Genomic DNA, 16,796 nt, shown 5'->3' with positions numbered 1-16,796 from the left:
CGCCGGGGTCGGGCAAAACGCGCCCTAGGCACGTCGGCTCCTGGAATGCGCTCAGCCCAGGTGCGCAGTTTGCGCTTTGGTCGGCACGACGATCACCGTGGGCCCATCGGCCTTCAGCGCAGCGTTGAATTCGTGGGCGAGCTTTTCGCAGCTGTCCACATTGACCGCGCGGCACCCGTAACCCGTTGCTAGGGAGGCAATGTCAAGGCCCGGCAGGTCCAGTGCGGGCACGCCGGGTGTCTCTTCCAACACCGCGAACGATTTCAGGATCGAGTATTCGCCGTTGCGCATCGCGACGAACACGATCGGTAGCCGGTGCTGGGCGGCCGTGTAGAGGGCCTGCACCGAGTATTGAAACGACCCGTCGCCGATGGTGGCAAGCACGTGGCGCTTGACGCCACGGGCGCGGTCTCCCAGAGCGACGCCCACCGCCGCGGGCAACCCCCAGCCGATGCCGCCGCTGGCAGTGGCGAAAAACGACCCCGGTCGGGTGCTGGGCAAGAATCGCAGTTGCTGGGCCATCGTCGACGTCGATTCGGTGACCAACGGCGAATCGGCGGGCGTGACGGTTCTCAACGTCTCCCATACCGCATCCGGCTCCAGCGGCGCCGACCCGGTCACGTCGACTGCGGAGGTGGGCACCTGCCTAGCTGGTACCTCCCGGTCGCTGTGATCATCGACCATGCCCACGAGTTGCTCCAACGCGAGCAGCGTGTCCCCCAGCACACTGTCGCCGACCGGCGCCGCACCGGCCAGTCCCGGATCGGCGGTGATCTGCAGCAGTTCGGTGCCCTCGGGCAGGTATTCACCGGCCACGTACGGGTAGTACCGGAAGACCTGCGCCCCGATCACCACAACCAGGTCATGACCACGCAGCACCTCGGTGACACCGGCGATGGTCATCGGCAGCTGCCCCTGGAACAACCGGTGATCCTCGGGGAATGATGCCCGGTCGGGCAGCGGGCCGCTGTATACCGGTGCGCCAACCTGTTCGGCGAACGCCACACCGGCCTCCCAGGCACCGCTGCGATCGACCTCCGGCCCGAAGACCAGCAGTGGCCGCTGCGCACTGTTGATGCGCTCGGCGAATCCACGCAGCCGGTCGGCATCCGGGCTGACCCGGTGACTCACTGTGCGAATCACGGCGGGGCCCAGCGCCGGCTTCTCCCAGTCATCAAGCGGGATCGACACAAACACCGGGCCGGCCGGTGGCTGTAACGCCACCGCGTAGGCGCGCATGATCGCCCCCGGCACGTCCTCGGCGCGCTTGGGCTCATACGCCCACTTCACCCACGGCTGCGGAAACACAGTTTCGTCCTTGTTGGTCAGATACGGCTCGCACAAAACCATTTCGCGGGTCTGCTGACCGGCTGTGACGATCAGCGGGGTGTTGCCCTTAGCCGCCGCCACCAGGTTGCCCATCGCGTTTCCCATCCCCGCGGCCGTGTGCACATTGACCAAAGCGGGCTTGCCCGTGGACTGGGCGAACCCATCGGCCATTGCCATCACCGACGCCTCTTGCAATCCCAAGACATAGGTGAAGTCGTCGGGGAAGTTCTTCAAAAACGTCTCCTCGGTGGAGCCCGGATTGCCGAATACCGTCGTGAGCCCCAGCTCACGCAGCAAGTCGTAGGTCACCTCGTGAACTGTTCTAGCGTGCGCCATCGACCTACCGCTCCTTCCGAACGTGTCAGCCTTCAATTCAGGCCCTTGGTCTCCAACATCAGAATCGGACGATCTGCTCATGGTGTCCATGTTCCCGGTGACAAATGTGCCCGCGGGTTGATGTGCCCGACCACAACGTTGTGGCCCGGCCCAGTTGCCGGCGACGCCTGTTGTCAGAAAGTCCATCGCCGGCACTTATATACAGGCTCAGGTTGGTCATCGCAGTCTCTCGGGCTGATAGCCATGTCCTGCCCCGATCATCGAATCAGTTCGTGCTCAATGTCGATGGCGTCGGCACCAATGACGACCGGCCGCCGATGTACTCCGGAACAACGACTCAGGCGAAGGCGCTCAGCCCGGTGATCGCTCGCCCCACGATAAGGGTGTTCATCTCCCGAGTGCCTTCGTAGGAGTAGATCGCCTCGGCGTCCGCGACGAAGCGGCCCACGTTGTGCTCCAACAAGATCCCGTTGCCGCCGAGCAGCTCCCGCGCCCAACCCACGGTCTCCCTCATCCGGACTGTGCAAAAAGCCTTGGCCAGCGAGGAATGCCGGTCCTCGGCGATTCCCTCGTCCTGCAATTGCGACAGACGCACACACAGCCCGTATGCCGCCGTGACGTTGCCGAGCATCCGGACGAGCAGGTCCTGCACCAACTGGAAGGCGGCGATCGGCCGGCCGAATTGTTCTCGGGTACGCGCGTAGGCCAAAGCATTCTCGTACGCGCCGAGCGCGCACCCGACCGCCATCCATGCCACCCCGGCGCGGGTCATGCGCAGCACGGCCGCGGTGTCCTTGAAGGAGGTGGCCCGCTGCAGCCTGTCGGATTCCGCGACGCGCACGTTGTCGAGGGTGATCAGCCCGTTCTGCACGATGCGCAAGGCGATTTTGTGCATCTGCTTGTCGGCGGTGAACCCCGGCGAATTGTTTTCCACCACGAAGCCCTTCACCTGACCGTCTGCGACGTCCTTGGCCCAGATCACCGTCAGGTCGCCGAATGTGGCGTTGCCGATCCACTTCTTCTGCCCGTTGAGGATCCAGCTGTCACCGTCGCGACGGGCCGTGGTCTGCAGCCCGCCCGAGGCGCCCGAACCGACGTCCGGTTCGGTCAGCCCGAACGAGCCGATCTTGTCGTAGCGCGCCATCGCCGGTAGGAAGCGTTCGCGTTGCTCGTCAGAACCGCACAGGTAGATCGACCCCATGGCCAGTCCGCCGTGCACGCCGTTGAAGGTGGCCACCGAGCAGTCGGTGCGCGCGAGTTCCATCGCGATCATCCCGTCGAGCAGAAAGCGGTGTCCCCCGCAGCCGAAGCCGCGATACGGCAGACCCGCGATACCCAGCTTGCTCATCTCGGGCACGATCTGGAACGGAAACGTCGCACGCGACCAGTGTTCGAGCAGGACGGGCGCCACCTCGGTGGTGGTGAACGTGCGCACGGCGTGCAGGAGTTCGCGCTCCGGGTCGGTGAGCAGGCACTCGTAGGAGTAGAAGTCCGACGTATCGAAGCCCGGAAGGTCGTTGCCGCTCACGCTCTTTCCCCGGGGTCGCTCAAAAACCTCTCGACGACGGGTGCGAGCTCCTCCGCATTGTGCACCAGGTCGATATGCCCGCCGGCATGCAGGTGCAGCCGCGAATGGGGTAGCAACGCGTTCATCACGTGGGCGTTGATCACCGAGATGATCGGGTCGTCGGTACCCGCCACGATCAAGGTCTCCTGTCGTACCGCCGGGAGTGCGAACACACTTGTCCAGACCGCGCCCGCAAGCAGCTGGTGCAGGTAGCCGACCTTCGATCCGGCGTGCAGCTGCCGCACGAACAGCCGTGCCACGTCCTCACCATGGGCGCGAACGGTGCCGCCATACAGCTCACCCGCGATGGCTGCGGCGTAGTCGGGGTCCGAGAACCTACGCGGGGTAACCATTTTCGCCAACACGCGTGGATGCGCGGGCACCATCACCGCTCCGGTGCCGGTCGCTACCAGCACCAGGCGCCGGCATCGGCGTGGGTTCTGGAAGGCAAACTGCTGTGCAAGGGCTCCGCCCCAGGAAAGCCCGAGCACATCGACCACGCCGAATCCCAACTTGGACAGCACCCGGCCCAGTACCCAGGCGAGGTAGGGAAACCCGTAGGGCGCAAGGGAGGTGGGTGAGCCCCCGGTCCCGGGAACGTCGAATCTGACGACCGTGCAACGCAACCGCTCGACGAGCGGATCAAGCACCTCCAAGCTGGCGCCGATCCCGTTGCACAGCACCAACGGAACGCCGCTGCCGTGGCGTACGTTGACCCGGATCCGCTGTCCGCCGGCGTTCACGTAACGCTCCTCGCCAACGGTGCTTGGCGTTACCACTCGAAGTCTCCTTTGGGTTGCGCCGCGCATCGCTCACTTCTCCATGACGTAACTGCCCGGCGCCGGGCCAAGAGGTGGAAGGTCCTCACCACCAAGGACTTTAGGGGATTCGACCTCTTGGCCACTGCGCTCGGCGAGCCAGCTGACGTAGTCCGGCCACCAGGAGCCGGCGAACTTTTCAGCGGAGTCCAGCCATTGTTCGGGGTCCTCGGCCTCGACCGGACCCGTGCGGAACGATGCTTTCGGATTGCCGGGCGGGTTGACCAGCGCCGCGATGTGACCGCTCGTGGACAGGACATAGCGGTTGTCCTTGCTGCCGAGCCGCCGCGCGCTGCGGTAGGTGGCCTGCCACGGTGAGATGTGGTCGGCGACGCCACCAACGACATAGGCGTCTGCGGTGATCTTCGTCAGGTCGACTGCGCTGCCTAGCATGCTGACCCCGCCCGGTATGACCAGCGCGTTGCGCAGCCCCATCAGCACCAGGTCGCGGTGCAGCGCGGCGGCCATCCGGGTGGTGTCGGCGTTCCAGAACAACACATCGAACGGCGCCGGCTTGCGGCCCTGCACATAGTTGTTCACCACATACCGCCACACCAGGTCGGTGGGTCGCAGCCAGGCGAACAACTCCGCCATATCGCGGCCGTCGAGGTAGCCCTTCCTGGCCGAAACCCGAACCGCCGCCTGCGCCGCACGGTCGCTCATGGCTGCGGCCGCGAAGCCGGCGCGGGTCTCATCGAGCACGGTGACCGCCAGGTTGAGGCCCGCGACCCGATCGCCCTCACCGATCTCGGCGAGGTGCGCCGCCGTCATCGCCGCCAGGATCCCGCCCGAGCAAGTGGCCAGCAGGTGGGTCCTGTCGGCCCCGGTGATTTTCTCCGCCGCGTCCATCGCCTCGATGATCGCCGCGCCGTAGCTATCGAAACCCCAATCCCTATGGCGTGCGTGCGGATTGCGCCATGAAATGGTGAACACCTGCTGACCCTGCTGGACGAAGTACTCGATCATGCTGCGGCCGGGCGCGATATCCATCACGTAGTACTTGTTGATCACCGGCGGCACCATCAGCAATGGAATGGCGCGCACCTTCGTTGTCTGCGGGGCGTATTGAATCAACTCGAACACCGAGGTTTGCAGCACCACCGCGCCTTTGGTGATAGCCAGGGTCTCCCCGACCGCGAAGGCATCGGGTTCGACCATTGCCGGGACCCGCGGCTTCGAAAGCATGTCGCGGGCAAAGGCTCTCGCGCCTCGGATCGCGCTCAAGCCGCCGGTGTCGATCAGCGCCTTCCAACCCAGTGGACTGAGCAGCGGGTTGTTGCTGGGCGCCAGGCCCTCCACAAAGTTGTCCATGACGAACCGCATCTTCTCGTTATCACGCCATTCCAGGTTGGCATCGGCAATCAACTCCTCGGCGGTCTCGGAACCCGCGAGATAGGCCTGCATGATTCTGTGCAGCAACGGATTCTCTTGCCACGCGGGGTCAGCGAAGCGTTTGTCGGCGCGGGCCGGAGCGCGGTGCGACTTGCCGATCGCGATGCCACCGAGTTCACGCGTCAGGGCGCCGACCCGGTCGGCCACCGCACCGGGGTGCTGAGCAAGGTTGCCGGCAAGGCGGGCCCAGGTGGCGTTCGGCATCATCCGGCTGGCGAATGGCTTGGTGGCGCTGGTCAAGAGCAGGTCGAGCGGTGCGGCCAGTTCGTCGGGTTTGGTCGTGGGATCCTTGGGGGTGGCCATGATTACCGTGTGCTTTCCGTTGTCGGAATGGTGATGTCGCGTTTCTGGACCTTGCCGGTGGGCCCCTTTGGCAGCTCCTCGACCAGCCATACCGTCCGCGGGTACTTGTAGGCGGCCACCCGGGCCTTGACGTAGTCGCGCAACTCGTCGACGGTCGCTGTGGCGCCTGCCTTGAGAGCGACCGCGGCGCCGACCTCTTCTCCAAGGGAGTCGTGCGGGATGCCGACGACGGCGGCCTCGGCCACCTCCGGGTGCTCGTAGAGCACCTCTTCGATCTCGCGCGGGTAGACGTTGTAGCCGCCGCGGATGATCATGTCCTTGGTTCGGTCAACGATGTAGAAGTAGCCGTCCTCGTCCACGCGTCCTACGTCCCCGGTGTTCAGCCATCCGTCGGTGGTGATGGTGGCCTTGGTTGCGTCGGGCAGGTTCCAATAGCCCTTCATCACGTTGTGCCCGCGGATCTGGATCTCGCCCGTCTGCCCTTGGGGCACCTCAACTCCGTCCAGATCAACTATCCGCATCTGGACACCTTCGATCGGGGTCCCGATCGAGCCCGCCTTGCGCTCCCGGTGCGGGTGATTGAAGGCGGCGGCCGGAGAGCTCTCCGAGAGCCCGTAGCCCTCGAGAACGGTGCAGCCGAAAGCCTTTTCGAAGTCTGCGAGGACCTGGACGGGCAGCGCCGCGCCACCGGAGACGCAGGTACGCAGACTGCGCGCCGCCTCCGGCGCGGCCTGGTCTGCCACGCTGAGCAGTGCCGAATACATCGTCGGCACCCCCTCGAACACCGTGACCTTGTCCCGCTCGACCACCTCGAGCGCCTTGCGCGGGTCGAACCGCGGGATGAGCGTCAACATGGCACCGGCCAGCACGGAGCCGTTGAGCCCGCAGGTCAGACCGAAGACGTGGAATAGCGGCAAGCAACCCATCACGACGTCGTCCGGCCCGGTCTCGACCAGGGTGCGGACGGCGACCTCGGCATTGCGCCCCAGATTGCCGTGGGTGAGCATGGCGCCCTTGGGCTTGCCGGTGGTGCCCGATGTGTGCAGGATGACCGCGACGTCGTCGTGGCCACGTTCCACCGGTGCGTCCTGGCGCGGTAGATCCGCGGTCAGCTCGCCCAGTCCGGCGTCATCGACGATCCAGCACTGGGCGCCCACCTCGCCGGCGCCGACGATGGCTTCGTCGGCGAAAGCGGGCGCCGCGAACAGCGCCTTGGAGCCGCTGTTGGACAGGTAGTAGAACACTTCGCCGGCCTTGAGCAACGGGTTCATTGGAACTGCGACCGCGCCGCGATACATGATGCCGTAGAACGCGATCGCGAATGCGGGAGTGTTAGGCAGCATCAGGCCCACCCGGTCGCCCGGCTCGATTCCGGCCTGCTGCAGCAGCGTCGCGACGCGGGCGGCTGCTGCGTCGAATTCGGCGAAGGTGAGTTGCAAATCGTCGCAGCGCAGGGCGACGCGGTTGGGGTTACGATCCCTCGAAGCAACGAGATTGGCGCTCAGAGCGGTCATGACTAGCCTCCTCCGAAGTGCGTGACGCGCTTACCTCCAGGGTCTTCTCGGCGAGGCGCCACCACAATGTCTGCACAAACAACACCAACACCGGTTCGCTGTTATCGTGCACATCCGCCGATGCCCGGGCATAGGGTTTCTGGGTATGGGAACGGCATCGAAAACCCGTGGCGCCCGGCGGGGCGCGGCGGCTGATCCACACGTCGTCGAGCTGGGGAAGCTCATGCTGGCCCGCGCCAGGAGGCTGGGATTGGCGATGGCGGATCTGCTCTGCCGCGAGATCGACGCCTACCGGGACGGCAGCGTCGTCACCAAGGAGGAAGTGGCCGAAAGTTGCGTGGCGAACGTGACGTTCATCTTTGACTCGCTCGCCGGGAACGCCGACGTCGATGTCGCGCCGGCGGAGCACACCGGCACCGCCCGCGCGCTGGCCGGCGTGCCGCTGCCGGCCGTGATGACCGCCTACCGGATCGGTTTCCGCTTCATGTGGGAGGAGACCCTCGCCACCGCGCGCGCCGCGACGATCCCCACGGACTCGATCCTTGACGCCACCGCGCGGGTCTTCTTTGCGCAAGACACCTTTACCCAGGCGATGGCCACCGCCTACCGCCAGCAGCTGACCACGAAGATCTTGGAGCGGGAGGAAGAACGGTCGGCGTTGGTGGAAGCGCTGCTGGCTCACCGGATCACCGACATGCAAAGCCTTTGGGAAGCAGCGGATTTGCTCCGGCTGCCCACTTCGGGGCCCTACGTCGTGGTGGCGGCCGAGTTGCCCGCGATCGGAAAGCTGGGACTGCCCACGATCGAAAACAAGCTGTCCGCCCGCGACATCCGGTCGGCGTGGCGGCTGTTGCCCGACTTGCAGGTGGGCATCGTCCACCTTCGGGGTCCGGAGACGAAGGACGGCATGGACACCCTCGTCGAGGTGCTCCGCCAAGCCGCGACCGCGCGGGTCGGCATCAGCCCGTCGTTTCGCGAACTGGCCGAAACCAGCGACGCGTTGCGCCTGGCCAGGGTAACGGTCACCGGTAAATCCTCCGGTACGTCGCTGGTCTCCGTCTTCGACGACACCCCTCTGGCCGTCGCCGCGGTCAGCGCACCCGACGTCATGGCGAAGATCAAGTTGCTGGTGCTGTCGCGCATAGACGAACTGCCCGCAGAAGAGCGCGTGATCCTGCTCGACACGTTCCAGGCCTGGGTCGACGCGGGCGGCTCCGCCAATGACACCGCGGCGAAGATCTTCTGCCACCCCAATACGGTGCGACACCGGCTGCGCCGCATCGAGGACTTGACCGGCCGATCACTCTCGCGGCCAAAAGATCTCGCCGAGCTGTGTCTGGCGTTGGAGGTCGAGCGGCGACTGCCCTAGCCGGTCACGCTTTTCGCCCGGCTGCGAGTCTTGCCTGGCCAGACCAGCACTATGACACCCAGCGCCACGGCGGCGAGGCCGATGAGCAGGAGCATCCGCCACGCGCTGCGAGCAAGCTGCCGTAGTGGACCTTCAAACACGGTCTGACCAGTATTTGTCATCCAAATAGCATCGGCCGGAATCGACGTCAAAAAATGTCCGCGACGACACAATTCGGCATCGCGCACAGGTGTCGCGAACAATGTCGCGCCGAAACCGCCGATGTATGGGGCGCGGTAACAAGGTCCCTCGGCCAATTTGTCGCCGGAAGACAAAGGCGCACCGCAGGTTGGTTTTCCGGCGACATCGCCGCGGCGGGGTGGCGGCCGTTAGGTTTCTTGTCGAACGCAACGCTACGTTGTCACCAAACCAGCTGAAGTATCAAGTACCACAACCCATCCGATCATTCCGCGACGCGGAGAAACGTAGGTGAAACCATGTTATTGCCCGCCCTGATAATGCTGATTGTCCTGTTCCCCGTGCTTCTGCCCGCCGCCATCACCGCTGTCCACGTCCTTCTTGGGACCAACCGGCCGGCCGCGCCGCTGGCCCGCCTGCGACCCGCCGCCGCGTAATCCCGCTTAATTCGACTGCAGTACCGCCGTGCCGTACCAGTGACAGGCGAGCAACGCGAGCTCGACGTCGAGCCTGTCGCTGCCGATCCCGCGGCCGCGCCGGGCGACGGCGCGGCCCACGCGGTACTTCACCGAGTTGAAGTGCAGGTTCAGCTCCTCGGCGGCCAGCTTGTAGCTGGAACCGCACCCCAGAAAGACCCGCAACGTCTCCCGGAGCCGGGCGTCGTTCTCGTTGTCGCGGGCAAGATTGCCCAGCACGGTGGCCACCCACTCGCGGGTGCCTGCGACGTCGCTGCCCAGGCGCGCCACAACGGACAATCCTGGATCATCGGCGGCGATCACCGTCAGCGCCGGCGAATCGGGGCGCCTCCGCAGGATCGCTACGCCGCGTGCCTCCTCCGCCTCGCGGTGTGAGCGCCGAAAACCTTCGGCCCCCGCGGCCATCGTCCCGATTGCCACGCTCGGTGGGTCGGGTCGTGTCTGCACGAACCGGCGGACCTTGGCGATGACATCGGCGACCGCGGCACGATACGGCAGCCACACCCACGCGCAGCTTTGGTCGGCGGCAACAAACAACGGGCCGGCGGCGGCACCGGCGGTTTCGTCCAGATCTCGAGCGAACCGCTGCAGCCGGGCGAGTTCGTCGCCCTCAGCGTCCGGGTACCAGATGACCAGTGCCAGGTGATGCCACCGCAGCGGATAGCGGATCGACGTGGTTGCGGCATCGACATCGACGGCCTTGTCTGCGGACAGAATCTCTCGCACCCGCAGGTTGCGAAGACTGTTCTGGTTCTCCAGCCATCGTTCGCGTTCGTCTTCATAGACGGCGACGACTTGCTGTGACATCCAGTCGATGTACTCGAACATCGTGCCGGTGATGGCCTCGATTACCGCCACTCTCAGCGCTTCCGGGATGTCCATTTCCCGCAGTTCGGCGAAAACCAGTTCGTTCATCCGGCGTTGACCGAGCCGATAGGCGCGAACCAGGGCGTTGACTGGCACCCCGTGCTGCGCCAATCTGCGCGCGTACTCCAGCGCCGCGGTGGGCGCCTCGACGCGCTCGACCGCAATGTCGTAGCGCAACGCGTGCAAGAGCGTGTCCACGTTGCCCTCGACGCTGGTGCCCAGCAACTCAACCAACGCCGCGTCACCGCGCAGCTCGGGGACCTGCTCCTCGAGGGCGCGATGAATGACCGAAGACGCGTCGGCCATCCGATCGAGCAATCGGCCCGCGACCTCGGCCACGTAGCTGTTCACCCCGACATCGAGGTCGACGTGGGATTTCTTCACCTCAATGACGTTAGACGGCGAGGTTGTCTTCTGGCGATAACTCCCGCCTGCGGCTTTGTAGGTTGGCGACTGTGTGACACCCGACACCGCGCCTAGCGTTGTAGCCACGATTACCCGCGACGCCCGAAGGAGCGACTGAAATGGGATTCACACAACCGGTGCTGGCCGCGGTCGACCCCGACACTTTCTTGCAGAAACCACTGATGGAGCGGATGCGGATCCTCGCCATCGATTGGGGCGAAAAGGGCTTCGGCTCACCGAAGATGATCCACACCATCTACATCGTGAAGCTGATCGCGTTCTTCGGGATCGGCGGCATCACCGTCGCGACGTTGACGTCGGGGCTGCCCGCCTTCTGGCACGTGTCCGAGTGGTGGAACCAGCCCATCGTCTACCAGAAGGTGATCCTGTGGACCGTGCTGCTCGAGGCGATCGGCGTGGCCGGCTCGTGGGGGCCGCTGGCCGGCAAGGTCAAGCCGATGACCGGCGGCATCCTGTTCTGGGCCCGCCCCGGGACCATCCGGCTGCGACCGTGGAAGTGGGTGCCGTTCACCGGCGGCGATCGGCGCACCTGGTTCGACATCGGGGTCTACCTGGCGCTGCTGGCGAGCCTCGCCGTTGCCCTGATCGCCCCGGGCGTACATAGCGACTCGCTCTCAAAGGCGTTGCCGCACAACAATTCCGGGCTTGTAAACCCCGCACTGCTCGTCGCGCCGATCGCGCTGCTGGTGCTCGTCGGCTTGCGGGACAAGACCATCTTCCTGGGCGCCCGCGGCGAGCAGTACCTGTCCGCGTTGTTCTTCTTCGCCGTGTTGCCGTTCGCCAACATGATCATCGCGCTGAAGATGCTGATCGTGGTGGTGTGGGTCGGCGCCGGCTTCTCGAAGTTCGGTAAGCACTTCTCCAACGTCATTCCTCCGATGGTGAGCAACACGATATTCGCGCCCAAATGGGTGCGACGGGCCCACTACCGCGACTTCGGGCGCGACATGCGGCCGTCACGTCTTGCGGACTTCATGGCCCACGTCAACGGCACCACGGTCGAGATCATCGCTCCGCTCGTCCTGTTCTTCTCCACCGACAAGTGGGTGACGCTGGGTGCTGCGCTATTGATGGTGGGCTTCCACCTGTTCATCATCTCGACCTTCCCGCTGGCTGTGCCGCTGGAATGGAACGTCGTCTTCGCCTACAGCACGGTCTTTCTGTTCCTCGGCTTTCCCAACCGCGACGGATACGCCCCCTGGAACATGTCGCCGCCGTGGCTGGCGCTCGTCATCGCCGCGGGGCTGCTGTTCTACCCGATCCTGGGCAACCTGCGGCCGGACAAAGTGTCCTTCCTGCCCGCGATGCGGCAGTACGCGGGCAACTGGGCGTCGGCGGTGTGGACCTTCGCGCCCGGCACCGAGCGGAAGCTGAACCGGGTCACCCGCACGGCGTCCAACCAGATCGACCAGTTCATCGCGGCGGGCTACGAGCCGCAGTGGGCCGAGATCACCCTGCAGAAGACGATCGCGTGGCGAACCATGCACAGCCAGGCACGCGGCCTGTTCTCGCTGCTGCTGACATACCTGCCCGACGTCGACACGCGCACCGTGCGCGAGGGTGAGTTCGTGTGCAACTCGCTCATCGGCTTCAACTTCGGCGACGGTCACCTGCACAATGAAGACTTGATCAAGGCCATGCAGAGCGAAGCCGCGTTCGAGCCGGGCGAGTGCGTCATCGCGTGGGTGGAGTCGGAGGCCTACGGCAGCGGCGTTCAGCACTATCAGCTGATCGACGCCGCGCTCGGGGTCATCGAGCGCGGGACCTGGAAGGTGGCCGACGCGGTCGCCGAACAACCCTGGCTGCCCAACGGCCCCATCCCGACGCAGGTCAGCTGGTCGCTGCGCGGAGCGTTGGCATGAGCACCGCGTTGGTGGTGGGCGGCGGACCCAACGGTCTGGCCGCCGCCATCTGCCTGGCCGCCGAGGGCGTGCAGGTCACCGTGCTCGAGGCCGCCGACGAGGTGGGCGGTGGCGCCCGCAGCGCCGAGGCGATCGTCCCCGGCCTGCTGCACGACCACTGCTCCGCGATCCACCCGATGGCCGTCGGCTCGCAGTTCCTGGGCCGCTTCGACCTGCAGCGGTACGGCTTGACGTGGCGTTGGCCGGAGATCGATTGTGTGCACCCACTCCACGGTGTCGGCGCCGGTGTGCTGCACCGCTCGGTGGAGGAGACCGCGGCCGGCCTCGGTCGCGACGGGTCGCGCTGGCGGCTCGCATTCGGCTACGCGGCCGGCCGGTTCGACGCCCTGAGCGAGGACATCATGCGGCCCCTGCTGCGATTCCCGCATCATCCGCTGACGCTGGCCCGGTTCGGCGCACCCACCGTCCTTCCGGGATCGACCTTCGCCCGGCTGTTCCGCACGGAAGAGGGGCGCGCGTTGTTCGGAGGCGTTGCGGCCCATGCCTTCCGGCCGCTGCACTACCCGATGACCTCCGCCATCGGGATGGGCATCATCGCGGCGGGTCACCGGCACGGCTGGGCGGTGGCCGAAGGGGGATCGCAATCGATCACCGACGCGATGGTCGCGCTGCTGACCGACCTGGGCGGCAAGATCGAGACCGGCGTGCAGGTCAAGGCGGCGTCGCAGCTGCCGCCCGCGGACGTCACGATGTTCGACCTGGCGCCGGGCTCGGTCGCCGGGATCCTGGGAGATCGCCTGCCGCGCCGGGTTTCCCGCGCGTTCAGGAGGTTTCGCCGCGGCCCCGGCGCTTTCAAGGTCGACTTCGCTGTCGACGGCGGCGTGCCCTGGACGAACCCCGACGCCCGCCGGGCCGGCACGGTGCATCTGGCCGGGACCTATTCCGAACTGGCCGCGACCGAGCGGGAGATCCACGCCGGCCGCATGCCTGAGCGGCCGTTCGTGCTGGTCGGTCAGCAGTATCTCGCCGATCCGCAACGCTCGGTGGGCAATACGCATCCGGTGTGGAGCTACGCGCACGTCCCCAACGGCTACGCCGGCGACGCGACCGAGGCGATCGTCGCCCAGATCGAGCGATTCGCCCCCGGTTTCCGGGAACGAGTTGTCGGCCACACCGTTCGCTCGACCACCCAGATGGCCACTTGCAACGCCAACTATGACGGCGGCGACATCATGACTGGCGCCAAGGACATCCGCCAGCTGACCTTCGGGCCGCGAATCACGCTGTCGCCCTATACCATTGGGGTGCCGGGCATGTACATCTGCTCGGCGGCCACCCCACCGGGCCCCGGGGCGCATGGCATGTGCGGCGCCAACGCCGCCCAGCTCGCACTCGCCTACCTGGCCCGACGGACGTGACGCCTCGTGCAATTGCAGTCAACCGACTACACGCGCGTTACGCTGCTCCATGCAGCACCACCCGAGGGTTGGATCGACATCAAGCGATTCTTGAAATCGGCGGGCAAGGCCGGCGGGACGATTGTCGCCCCCGGCGCACCGGCTTTCGGGTGGTTGATGACCACCGGCGTGGGCATCAGCAAGGCGGACGCGATTCAGAGCGAGGGCAGCTACCGGGTCGCGAGGCCGGTCAGGACGCCGGTCCGGGCCTGAAGGCCACGACCGGACAGCCGCGTGGCAGTGGCGCTTGGTCTTGAGCAACTGAAAGTCGCTCGCCACCAACGCGCTTCGCCGAGCGTAACGCCACTTCGAAAAATTGCGCCACATTTCGCAGTGGCGTTACGCTCGCGGGCCGGAACTGTACGGGTAGAAGCCCTCGCCGGTCTTGATGCCGAGCTTGCCCGCATCGATGTAGGCCTGCAATAACTCCCGCACGTTCTCGGGTAGGTGCGGAAACTCTTGCGCGTAGTGGTTCTCGATGTCGAGCACGACGTCCAGGCCGACCAGGTCCATCATTTGAAACGGCCCGGCCGGCACGCCCCAATTGACTCTGAACATGCCGTCGACGTCCTCCGGACGGGCCACGCCCTCGGCGACGACGGCCAGCGACTCACGCTTGATGGCGGCCCAGATGCGATTGAATATGAACCCGGTGGACTCCTTGCGCGCCTCGAAGGGATGCACGCCGAATTCGGGCAGGACGGTCAGCAAGGTGTCGAGCAGGCCGCGGTCGGTCTCACCGTCGGACATCAGGTCGACCGCGTTGACCTGAGGCGGCATGTAGAAATGCATGTTGCACAAACGCGTTTTGTCGCGCACGTCTTCGGCCATTAGCCGCGACGGGTAGGACGAAGAGTTCGTCGCGAAGATCGTGCCCACCGGTGCGGCCTGGTCGATCTGGCCCCACAGCGGAATCTTGATCTCGAGCTTCTCCGGTGCAGACTCCACGGCAAGCCAGGCGTCGTCCATTGCCTCGTCGAGCGAACTCGTGCCAGTCGCGATGCCAACTTCGCCAAAGCCTCGGTCGGACACCAGCTGCGGTAGCGACTCGGCGACGTACTGTTTCGCGTCGGCGAGCTGTTCGGCGCGCCGGGCATAGATTCGCACGCTTCCGCCGCGGCTGGCGAACATCAGCGCGATGCGCCGACCCAGGGTCCCCGCCCCGATCACTGCGACCGGGCGGTTCCGGATGTCATCGAACGTGTAGATATACGAGCCAGCCACACACGCATGCTAAGTCCCGGCCGCATGCAAAGATCCGTCCTTGAACCACAAAAATCCGCTGAACGTTGGTTCGCGCGGACAGATTCGAATAACTGTGAAAGAGGCCAACCCAGTAACAACACCGCTTGGGAACCCCGAAAACTTTTGGAGAGCGCGTAGGCGATGCCGGGTCGGCGTTGAACCGTGGTGTCGAAGTCGGTGATCCCGACTCGAGGAAGTAATTTCTGCGACGAACTCGAGGTGTTCACGACCGTCGCGCGGGAGTTGAGAAGCGTGTCGATCACCTTGTGCGGGCATCCTCCGCGGGTGTGCCGATTGGATCCACGGCGAATTGCGCTGCGGGGAGTGCCACGAGCCGGTGCACGCCCGCGACGTGAGCTTTGACCGACGACCCCACCCGATGACCGAACTGTCACGCCAACGAGTAGCGTACCGGCAGGTGCTTGAGGCCGCCGACGAAAGTCGTCGCAACGAGCTCCGGATCACCGGTCAAATCAACGGATTTGAGCCGGGGCAGCAGCTCGGAGAAGAAGCTACTGACCTCCATGCGCGCGAGCGCCGCACCCATGCAGAAGTGCACACCGTAACCGAAGGCGACGTGCTTGTTCGGGTCGCGACCGACGTCGAAGCGGAACGGATCGTTGAAGACATCCTCGTCACGGTTGGCCGAAACATAGGACAGCAGAACCGAATCCCCGGCGGCGATGGGCACGCCACGCACGGTGGTGTCCTCGTTGGCGGTCCGCATGAACTCCTTGACCGGGGTGACCCAGCGGATCATCTCCTCGGTGGCCAACGGCATCAGGTCGAGGTTGTCGCGCAGGCGATCGAGCTGGTCCGGGTTTTCGATGAGCGCCTGCAGGCCGCCGGAGATGGTCGCGCTGGTGGTGTCGTGACCGGCGGTGGCCACGATCAGGTAGTACGACACCGTGTCGATATCCGACAGCGGTTCGCCGTCCACGCGGGCGTTCGCGATCGCCGAAGCGAGATCCTCGGTCGGATGCTCGCGGCGTGCCGCGGTCACCCCGTTGAAGTACTGGAACATGTCGAGCAGCGCGGGCAGCTGATCCTCGTTGGTGCTGCCGCGCTTGAACTCGGAGTCGTCGCTGCCGAACAACTCCTGGGTCAGCTTGAGCATGCGCGGGAAATCGGCCTCGGGCAGGCCCAGCAGCGACATGATCACGTAGAGCGGGTAATTGACGGCGACTTCTTGGACGAAATCACATTCGGGGCCGGTCGCCATCATCTTGTCGACGTAGATCTTCGCCAGCTCGTCGACGCGCATCTTCAACGCGCGCATCGCCTTTGGGCGGAACCAGTCTGAGCCGATCGCGCGCACCACCCGGTGTTGCGGATCGTCGAGATGGATCAGCGTGCGCACGCCGGCAGCGGCCTGCATCTGGTCGCCCTCCGCCGTCGTCAGCACGGGTCGCGGCCAGTTGGTGAAGAGCATGTTGTCGCGTTCGATATCCATGACGTCGGCGTGTTTGGTGATCGCCCAGAACGGCCGATAGTTCGGAACCTCCACCCACGACACCGGAGCGTTGGCACGCAGGTGGGTCAAAGCCGCGTGCAGGCGCCGTTCGTCGGTATACGCCAACGGGTCCGCCAATAGCTTGGCGGCCTCGTCCATCGTCGTTGCGCTCACTGGTGAGACTCCTCGATTTGGGACGCCTCGT

The 16,796-nt window shown here is 65.5% G+C and carries 14 protein-coding genes; 5 read left to right on the top strand and 9 right to left on the bottom strand.

Annotated features, from left to right (window positions below; genetic code table 11):
• Positions 1–51: 51 nt before the first annotated feature.
• From mdlC to B8W69_RS06910, 5 genes are all read right to left on the bottom strand, one after another.
• Positions 52–1,665, bottom strand: coding sequence for a benzoylformate decarboxylase (gene mdlC / locus B8W69_RS06930; protein ID WP_085289160.1), 1,614 nt, complete (start codon positions 1,663–1,665; stop codon positions 52–54).
• Positions 1,666–2,002: 337 nt separating this feature from the next.
• Positions 2,003–3,193 (bottom strand): acyl-CoA dehydrogenase family protein, encoded by a 1,191-nt coding sequence (locus B8W69_RS06925; protein WP_085289159.1) that lies wholly within the window; start codon positions 3,191–3,193, stop codon positions 2,003–2,005.
• Complete coding sequence (locus B8W69_RS06920) at positions 3,190–4,041, bottom strand: alpha/beta fold hydrolase (protein WP_085289158.1); 852 nt, start codon at positions 4,039–4,041, stop codon at positions 3,190–3,192. The genes B8W69_RS06925 and B8W69_RS06920 overlap by 4 nt, the downstream gene beginning before the upstream one ends.
• Before the next feature lie 3 nt (positions 4,042–4,044).
• The gene (locus B8W69_RS06915) at positions 4,045–5,745 is read right to left on the bottom strand and encodes a PHA/PHB synthase family protein (RefSeq protein ID WP_085289157.1); all 1,701 of its coding nucleotides are present in this window, start codon (positions 5,743–5,745) and stop codon (positions 4,045–4,047) included.
• Positions 5,746–5,747: 2 nt separating this feature from the next.
• Positions 5,748–7,259 carry a long-chain-fatty-acid--CoA ligase gene (locus B8W69_RS06910; RefSeq protein WP_085289156.1) on the bottom strand — a complete coding sequence of 504 codons (1,512 nt, stop codon included), beginning with the start codon at positions 7,257–7,259 and terminating at the stop codon, positions 5,748–5,750.
• A gap of 145 nt (positions 7,260–7,404) precedes the next feature.
• On the opposite strand from B8W69_RS06910, the gene B8W69_RS06905 reads away from it, so the two are divergent.
• On the top strand, positions 7,405–8,628 hold the full coding sequence (locus tag B8W69_RS06905; protein ID WP_085289155.1) for a PucR family transcriptional regulator: 1,224 nt from the start codon (positions 7,405–7,407) through the stop codon (positions 8,626–8,628).
• On the opposite strand, the gene B8W69_RS30910 is transcribed toward B8W69_RS06905, so the two are convergent.
• Positions 8,625–8,942: a hypothetical protein gene (locus B8W69_RS30910; RefSeq protein ID WP_181447345.1), complete on the bottom strand. Its 318-nt coding sequence runs from the start codon at positions 8,940–8,942 to the stop codon at positions 8,625–8,627. The two genes, B8W69_RS06905 and B8W69_RS30910, sit on opposite strands and share 4 nt — an antisense overlap.
• Positions 8,943–9,104: 162 nt before the next feature.
• Here B8W69_RS30910 and B8W69_RS30525 point away from each other — a divergent pair, with 162 nt between their 5' ends.
• A complete protein-coding gene (locus B8W69_RS30525) occupies positions 9,105–9,242 on the top strand; it encodes a hypothetical protein (RefSeq protein WP_165762566.1) in 138 nt (45 codons plus the stop codon).
• A 6-nt stretch (positions 9,243–9,248) separates the two neighbouring features.
• Here the strand turns inward: B8W69_RS30525 and B8W69_RS06900 are convergent, their stop codons facing one another.
• Positions 9,249–10,454, bottom strand: coding sequence for a PucR family transcriptional regulator (locus B8W69_RS06900; protein ID WP_439330596.1), 1,206 nt, complete (start codon positions 10,452–10,454; stop codon positions 9,249–9,251).
• Between the two features lie 218 nt (positions 10,455–10,672).
• Between B8W69_RS06900 and B8W69_RS06895 the strand changes: the two genes are divergently transcribed.
• Genes B8W69_RS06895 through B8W69_RS06885 form a run of 3 tightly spaced genes read left to right on the top strand, consistent with a single transcriptional unit; the run spans position 10,673 to position 14,106 of the window.
• Entirely contained in the window at positions 10,673–12,436 is a 1,764-nt protein-coding gene (locus tag B8W69_RS06895; RefSeq protein ID WP_085289153.1) for a DUF3556 domain-containing protein, read from the top strand.
• Positions 12,433–13,854 carry a phytoene desaturase family protein gene (locus tag B8W69_RS06890; protein ID WP_085289152.1) on the top strand — a complete coding sequence of 474 codons (1,422 nt, stop codon included), beginning with the start codon at positions 12,433–12,435 and terminating at the stop codon, positions 13,852–13,854. The genes B8W69_RS06895 and B8W69_RS06890 overlap by 4 nt, the downstream gene beginning before the upstream one ends.
• Before the next feature lie 6 nt (positions 13,855–13,860).
• Positions 13,861–14,106: a hypothetical protein gene (locus tag B8W69_RS06885; RefSeq protein ID WP_085289151.1), complete on the top strand. Its 246-nt coding sequence runs from the start codon at positions 13,861–13,863 to the stop codon at positions 14,104–14,106.
• 126 nt (positions 14,107–14,232) lie between these two features.
• Here B8W69_RS06885 and B8W69_RS06880 read toward each other — a convergent pair whose 3' ends face one another.
• Together B8W69_RS06880 and B8W69_RS06875 are read right to left on the bottom strand one after the other, a co-directional pair.
• Positions 14,233–15,117, bottom strand: coding sequence for a 3-hydroxyacyl-CoA dehydrogenase family protein (locus B8W69_RS06880; protein WP_181447344.1), 885 nt, complete (start codon positions 15,115–15,117; stop codon positions 14,233–14,235).
• A 412-nt stretch (positions 15,118–15,529) separates the two neighbouring features.
• Entirely contained in the window at positions 15,530–16,750 is a 1,221-nt protein-coding gene (locus B8W69_RS06875; protein WP_085289150.1) for a cytochrome P450, read from the bottom strand.
• Between the last annotated feature and the right edge of the window lie 46 nt (positions 16,751–16,796).

Origin of the sequence: Mycolicibacterium vulneris, assembly GCF_002104765.1 — a bacterium.
Taxonomy (GTDB): domain Bacteria; phylum Actinomycetota; class Actinomycetes; order Mycobacteriales; family Mycobacteriaceae; genus Mycobacterium; species Mycobacterium vulneris.
The sequence above is the reverse complement of the archived record's forward strand: the minus strand, read 5'-3'. Positions and strand labels throughout refer to the sequence as shown.